This is a genomic window from Rhodoferax sp. (assembly GCF_028689305.1).
Lineage (GTDB): Bacteria > Pseudomonadota > Gammaproteobacteria > Burkholderiales > Burkholderiaceae_C > Rhodoferax.
The window spans coordinates 21,567-28,890 of the sequence record NZ_JAQTWM010000044.1 but is presented as its reverse complement, the minus strand read 5'-3'; the positions used below and the strand labels follow the sequence as shown (position 1 = coordinate 28,890).

Annotated in this window: 1 protein-coding gene; it reads left to right on the top strand. The window is 60.0% G+C overall.

The genetic code is table 11. The features are described 5' to 3' along the window. The first annotated feature begins 47 nt into the window (after positions 1 to 47). Entirely contained in the window at positions 48 to 7,316 is a 7,269-nt protein-coding gene (locus tag PHW99_RS10595) for a hypothetical protein (RefSeq protein ID WP_300176799.1), read from the top strand. Positions 7,317 to 7,324: the final 8 nt, after the last annotated feature.

Genomic DNA, 7,324 nt, shown 5'->3' with positions numbered 1-7,324 from the left:
TGTTGCAGTGGGCTCAGGGCAAAGATCCCGACGCAGCAGCTGAGTCGGTGTTCCGATTGCTGGATCTGGTCGGAGGTCGCGGCAACAATGCCAGCGAAAAGGAGATTGAAAAAGCCTTCGGAGATGCTATCAAGCAGGCTGGCCAGAGTTATGCAGGCGGCGCCCAGGCTTTTGAACACGAAGTTCTGGGTGCCCTGGACCGCAAACGCTACAACGCGGTACAGGCGGCCATTCAGCAAGTGATCAACGGCCCGAACAATAGTGGCATTGAGGCCGTGATCCGAACCGGCTCGTCAGGCTTGCGCCATATGGAGATCGCTGGCGCCGGTTCAGCGACCGGATACCGTCCACTGTTCTCTGACGACGACATTTCTTTTGTCGGCAACAAGGCCGTCCAGGCCGCCGAAGAGCTCAACAGCCTGCTCAGGGCACAGGGCTTGGCCAGACTGAAAGTCAAGGCATTCGACCTGGCGGAACTGCGTCAGTTGCGCAGCATTGACTTGACCGTACTGAACCTGATGGACCCCGAGAAGTTCCTGGGTGAGGTGGGCATGGCTGGCATTGGCACCGAGATGGTGAAAAAAGGCGCCGTGGTAGCGCAGCGTAGCGGGACATCGCTGGTCATGACGGCGCAACCCTTGAGTGCTTTTGTAGAAGCCAAGAAAAGCCACATGCTGACTGAACTGCTGGATGACAAGGCCTACCAGGAGGCCGCCAAAAAATTTGGCGCCCTGACCATGGTCGGCAGCGCCGAGCGTCAGATCAATGGTGTCCACAACGGCTGGGACAAGCTCACCGATTCGGACAAGGTGAAATATGTTTTGCGCCAACGCCAGGCCTTGTTCACCTCGGGTGCTTTACAACAAGTCGGCAGCTATGGGCAGAGCAACTCATTGGCTGAAATCGAGTGGTTGAAAAAGCTCAAGGCCGATGGCGTCGTTGCTGGCAGTGATCTGGCCGTGCTGAGCAACATGCGGCAGGAAAACATCAAACTGGCGTTCCAGGAAATCCCCTACAAGCTCAACCCGATTCTGGAAGCTGCCGAGCGCAACGGAACACCTTTGCTCAATGACATGCGTGTGCGCAAGATCATGGATGAGCTCACCACCGGTTTTGCCGTCATGCGCGACGGGCAATTGGCCATGTCAGCCGAAGAAGTCCTGGCCCGCCTCAAAGACGTTGCCGGTGACAGCAAGGACTTGTACTCCGTGCTCTACACCGCCTTCCAGCGTGGCGAAGATCTGGTTCAGGAAATGCATAACTGGGTAGCCCTGGGCGGCACCCGGGAGTCCTTCCTGATCATGCTGGAGCGCCTGCCTGACCGCATGGCCCGTGCCCGCGCTGCCGCCCTGCGCAAGACCCGCATGCAAGGCAAGGTCGAAGAAGGCAGTCTGGCCGCCATCGAAAAAATGCTCAGTACACCTGAGGGTGACGGTTTTTTCCTGCGGCTGGCCAAGAGTCCGACGGCCCGCCGGGTCGTGGTTGGCGCCATGGCGGTGACCGGTGGCGCCGTGGTACTCAACAACATGTACAACGCCTGGGAGCGCGGCACTGCCAAGGAAGACCTGAGCGACGCCGCGTACACCATGATTGACTTCATTCCCGGCGGCATGAGTGTCAAACGCGGCGCAACAGAAGGCATTGACCCGCAGACGGTGATGCTGTTTGCCAAAGACGCGCTGTACCTGACGCCGGCCTGGCCACTGGCCTTGACAGGCGACGTGCTCAAGACAACCGTCGATGTGGGTGCCGCCGTCATGATCAGCCACACCCAGGCGCAACATGAAGGGCTGGAAGACCTGCTGCTGTACAACGGGAAGTTTGACGAAACCAGCAGTCCACCCCGATTGACCGGGCTGTCGCTACCCGATGGCACAGCCTTTGAGCGCGATGGCATCGGCCGTTTTCTCTTCAACACCAAAGCCGTGCTTGTCCATCATCCGGTGAAAGGACTGGACCAGCGCATCAACGACCTGTCCGCCGTGGCCAACAAGGTGCTGGATCAACTGTATGTCGTCAATGATCCGGTGATCGACCAGTTGCGCCGTGCCTCCGAAATCCAGCTGGCCGACATCTACCGGCACGAGTCCTGGAAAGAACTGGAAACGGGCAACCCCTTTGCGGCCGCCGCGCTTGGCCTGATCGGCTGGTATGGCGGTTTTGATGTGGTTTGCCGCAACAGTCCGGAAAAATGGTGCAAGGTCTATACCCACTTGGCCAAAGAAAGCGTCGACAAACGCCGTGATTTCTTGATTGGCAATGCGATGGTGCCGCGCCTGATTGCCCTGGCAGAAGAAAAGCGGGGAAAACTCAGCGCCAGTTCCACCATACCGCCCAAACTGGATGCAATTCAGGTACAGCTTGAAACCATTCGCGGATCGGCGCTGGGGCTCAAACTCAGTGGCAAGGTCAAGGAACTGGCCGACATTGAGGCGGCCAAACAAAGTGACACCCAGGCGCGTGAATTGCAGCGCGGCGACTATTGGCTCACCGCCTTCAAAGCCTACCAGGCCATCGCCAGCGCCACGGACACCACCGTTGGCAGTGCCCGTATCAAGGCGATTGTGGAGCAGCAGACCGGTTTTCCGCGTGCTCAGATTCTGCAATTTCCCTGGCGCGGTGACTGGAAGGAAGACCACAAGGCCGCCGCACGCTCCAGGCAGGGCCACGCCCGGGAGATTGCGCGTGTCAGGCGCGACATCACCAAAATCAAGGGGAAGGTGCCCGATGTCAATGACAACATCGACCGCCAGGCCTTTGACATTCTGGGCAGCGTGGCCTTTGTCGCCCAGGCCGGGCTTGACGCCATTGAACAAGCAGACCACGCCGAAGGATCGGCTTTCTTTGTAGATTACGCCGCAGCCCTTGAAAGAGTCAAACTGCTGTATGGGCAAAGCGCGGAGTTTCAACGGCAGCTGGACACGGGCGCGCAATTGCTGGTGGGACAAACGCCACTGATCCTTGGCCAGAGTGCGTCCGTTTCCTTGCGTCTGAATGATCCGACCTTACAGAAACTCGGAACAGACCGGAACCTCAAACTCAACTGGCTGGCCATTCCAGGCGGCACCTTCCGCCCCAACAACACCGACTATCAGCTCAACTTCACGACGTACCGGCCAGAGCCAGTGAACCTGATGGTCCGGGTTGAGCGCCTGTCACAGGAAGCCAGCGGTGGCCCCAAGGGGGCGGTCGGCACCCTGTCGGTGTCCGTTCCCGTGCAGGTGCCCGCCGGTTTCCTGCAGCTGGCCCTGTCTGCCACAACGGTGCGCCCTGGCGAGAAACTCGCCGCCGAAGCCCTCATCCCTGAAGCGTATTGGGGTGGCGAGCATGACTTCAGCTACCAGTGGAGCTGCAACAACTGCCAGGCCAACCAGACGGATCAGGCCAAAAACGTGGTCACCGCACCGGCCTCGGGCAGTGCCACCATCAAAGTGACCTTGCTGGTGCGTGCTGCCAATGGGCAACTGATCCGGCTGGGGGAAACCAGTGCCAGCATCACCGTCGCCGCCAGTACCTTGCAGCTCGTCATTCAAGGGCCCAATCTTGCCGAAGTCGCCAGCCCGATCAGCTTGCGCGCCAGCATTTTGGGGCTCAAGGAGGCTGAGCGTAGCGGACTGCGCCTGCTCTGGCGTGATGAGACCAACCAGCGCAGTCTGGGCCAGGGCGAGAGCATCAGTTTCAGCACCACCAGCGAGGGCTACCATGTGCTGCGGGCCGAGGTTCAGCGCCAAGTCGGCTCGCAGTGGGTCAGCGCAGGCTCGGCGCAACACCGTGTGCAGGTCAAAGCCAAGCCGGATACACCGAAAAAGCCCGATGTTCCCGTGACCGGCCAGGACCCGGCAGACGGTACCACAAGCACTTCCGCTGCGGGGTCCACACCGACCAAGACCGCACCGAGTTGCAGCTACGACTACACCGAATGGGGTGAATGCAGTCGTGCCACCAAGAAGCAGACACGCAGTGTCGTCGCGACCAAACCTGCGGCTTGTGTCGAACGCGGCAAGCCTGAACTGGAACGCGGCTGCACCCCACCACCCAGTGAAGAAGACAAGAAAAACGCCTATCTGAATTGCCTCTGCCGTTGCTCCAGCGGCTGGGCTGGGCACATCGGCGTCTGGTACGACCCGGAACAGAAAACCGTGCCCGAATGCAAGAGTTCAGGCCCGTGCATCGGCGGTATCGGGGCCTGGGGCTGCTCGCGGCGGCACTTCTTCAACTCGTCGAGTGAATGCGCCAAGGGTTGCTGGGAAGGAGCGTATGGCAAAGACACTTACGACGCAGAAAAAGCCAACAAACTTGCCAAGGACGAAAACAAGAAATACAAACAGCCGCTGGCAGTCAAGATCAAGGCGTCCAAAAACCCCGCCGATTTTGGCGACATCGTGGAACTCACTGCCGACACCAGCGAGGGCAGCGGCGGCTACAAATGGAACTGGGGTGGTTGTGCCCAGGACCCCAAGGACGGCAGCGCCAAAGTGGTCAATACCCGTTCATGCCAGGCCTGCCAGGCCTCGGTCACCGTCACGGATGCCGACGGGGACACGGCCTCTGACAACCTGACGATTCAATGTACCGCACTCAAAGTGAAGTTGACTCAGGAAAAGCCCAAGGAAAACCGTGTTCCCGTGGGCAGCAACGTGAGCTTCCTGGCCGAGGTCATGTCGGGTGATAAAGCCGCCGCCGGCAGCTTTTCCTACCTGTGGGAGCACAACCCCGACGCCTCGTTTGGCGGGCTCAAAAATCCGACTTTTGAAACCAAAGGCGGTGCACAGTCGCGCAATTCAGCCACCTTTGGCAAACTTGGCACCATTCCGGTGTGGGTTACGGTTCTCAAAGAAACCGATGGCCGAAAAATGACCGTGGGTGAGTCTGAGCAGATCATGATGGAGGTGGTCAAGCCCCAGCTGACCCTCACCGCAGCGCCCAAAGAAGCGCTGGTCGGCCAAGAGATCAAGCTCACGGTGCAGGAGCAACCCAAGATGAGCGACGACATGTTGTCCTTCTGGTGGGAGATCGCTGGCGAAACCAACAATGCGGGCCCGGTCCCCAATGTGCCCAACAGTCGGCAATATTCCTTCAAGCCCAAATCGGATAAGCCCACCACGGTCACCGTTCACGCCAAGGCCAAGGACGGGGGGGACGAGCTGGGTGTTGAAAAAATCACCATTCTGGCGGCCAAACCCGTCATCAATGTCACCGGGCCCAAGATCGCCGGCCCGGCACCCATGGTCTGGAAAGAAGGGGTGGGGCTGGTCCCGGTCGGCCAGCAGATCGCAGAAGGCCAGCGGGTCGAGTTTTCGGTGTCAGTGACGCCCGATCTGAAACAAGAGCTCCGTTACCAGTGGACGATAGCGCCCGATGGCTGCGTCCTGACGGCGCCGGCCTCACGCGAAACCGGTGTCACTTGCTCCAAGACGGGCAGCTACACGGTGACGGCGGCGGTCAAGAACAGCGAAGGTGCCGATCTGGGTTCTGGCAGCGCCTCTTTGAGCGTGACCGTGTCACAGTCTGACATCACTAAAGGCAAACAAAAAGATGAGGCCAGCAAGAAGCTGGAGCAGGCACGCGCCCTTTGGGGGCAAAACAAGATTGATGAGGCCTTGAGCATTCTTGATGCAGTCGCGGCGACCGACAAAGACCTGGCCGCGCCGGTCATCAACCAGTTTGGACAAGGTCTCAAGAAGATCGGGGCCGACGCCCTGAAACAAAAAGACCAGGCCACCGCCGTCAAACGTCTGGAACAAGCGGTGCGGTTGCTGCCGTCTGATCAGGAGGCCAAACAGAAACTCCAGGAGGCCAAGCAACTGGGTGACCAACAAACCCAGGCGATGCAGTTCCTGGCCACCAGTCAAGCCAATCTGGCCAAAGGTATTCCCGCGGACGGCAGCGGGCTATCTGCCCTGACGGCAGACCTGATCAAACGACAGACCCTGTTTGCCCCAACCGACCCACGGCGTGCACAGTTTGCTGCGCTGACCAATTCGGTTCAGCAAAAACAAAAGGAAGTGCAGCAGAAGGCAGCAGCCTGTGAAGCCAAATGGACAGAGGGTAAGGTGCTTTTCGACGCCAAAAAACTGCCCGAGGCACTGGCGCGTTTCAAGGAAAACCTGGCTTGCGCACCCGGTCAACGCGAGCGCGAAACCTATGTGGCTCAACTGGAGCAAACCATCAAACAACAGCAGGCCCGGCAAACCGAAGCCCAACGCCTGCGCACCGAAGGCGAGGCCCTGCAACAACAAAAACGCCTTGCCGAGGCGATCGCCAAATACCGTGCCAGCCTGCAGCTGCTGCCCGACCCCAAACTGGAGCAACACATCCAAACGCTGGAGCGCCAGCTCCAAACCGAGCAGCAAGCCAAGACCCAGGCCCAGCAATTACGCGCCGAGGGTGAGGCCCTGCAACGTCAGAACCAACTCGCTGGGGCCATCATCAAATACCGCGACAGCCTGCGGCTTCTGCCAGACCCCAAACTGGAGCAACACATCCAGACGCTGGAACGCCAGCTCCAAACCGAGCAGCACCACAAGACCCAGGCCCAGCAATTACGCGCCGAGGGTGAGGCCCTGCAACGTCAGAACCAGCTCGCTGGGGCCATCACCAAATACCGCGACAGCCTGCGGTTGCTGCCAGACCCCAAACTGGAGCAACACATCCAGACGCTGGAACGCCAGCTCCAAACCGAGCAACAAGCCAAGACCCGTGCCCAGCAATTGCGCGCTGAGGGTGAGGCCCTGCAACGCCAGAACCAGCTCGCTGGGGCCATCGCCAAATACCGTGAGAGTCTGATGCTTGTCTCTGACCCAGCCTTGCAGAGCCACATCCAGATGCTGGAACGCACACTGCAAACCCAGGTCACCCCGGTGCAGCCGCCCAGGCCAACCCCAGTGCCGGTTGACCCGGGGGGGCGTTCCTACACCTCCATCGAACCGTCATTGCCCGTTCAACCGTCAGCACCCAAAGTGCTCTACGACAACGGCAATATCTCAGGGGTCTACAACCTGCCAACCCGGCCCACCACCTTCAATCTGAGCCGTCCGGCCACGATCACCAGCATCGTCAACTACCACTGGAACAACGCACGCGGCAGTGCCCGCACTGGCACGATCTCGCTGCGTGATGCCTCCGGCCATGTCTACGGCCCCTGGCCCACGACCGGCACCCCGGGGCAAGGTGGCGTGCCCAATGCCTACTGGACCGCCCGGCCCAATCTCCAGCTCCCTGCCGGCAATTACACCGTGGTGGATTCCGACCCCGCCAGCTGGGCGCAAAACAGTGGCTCCAGCGGCGCAGGACACACTCGCATTGAAGGGTATTGACCGGTACG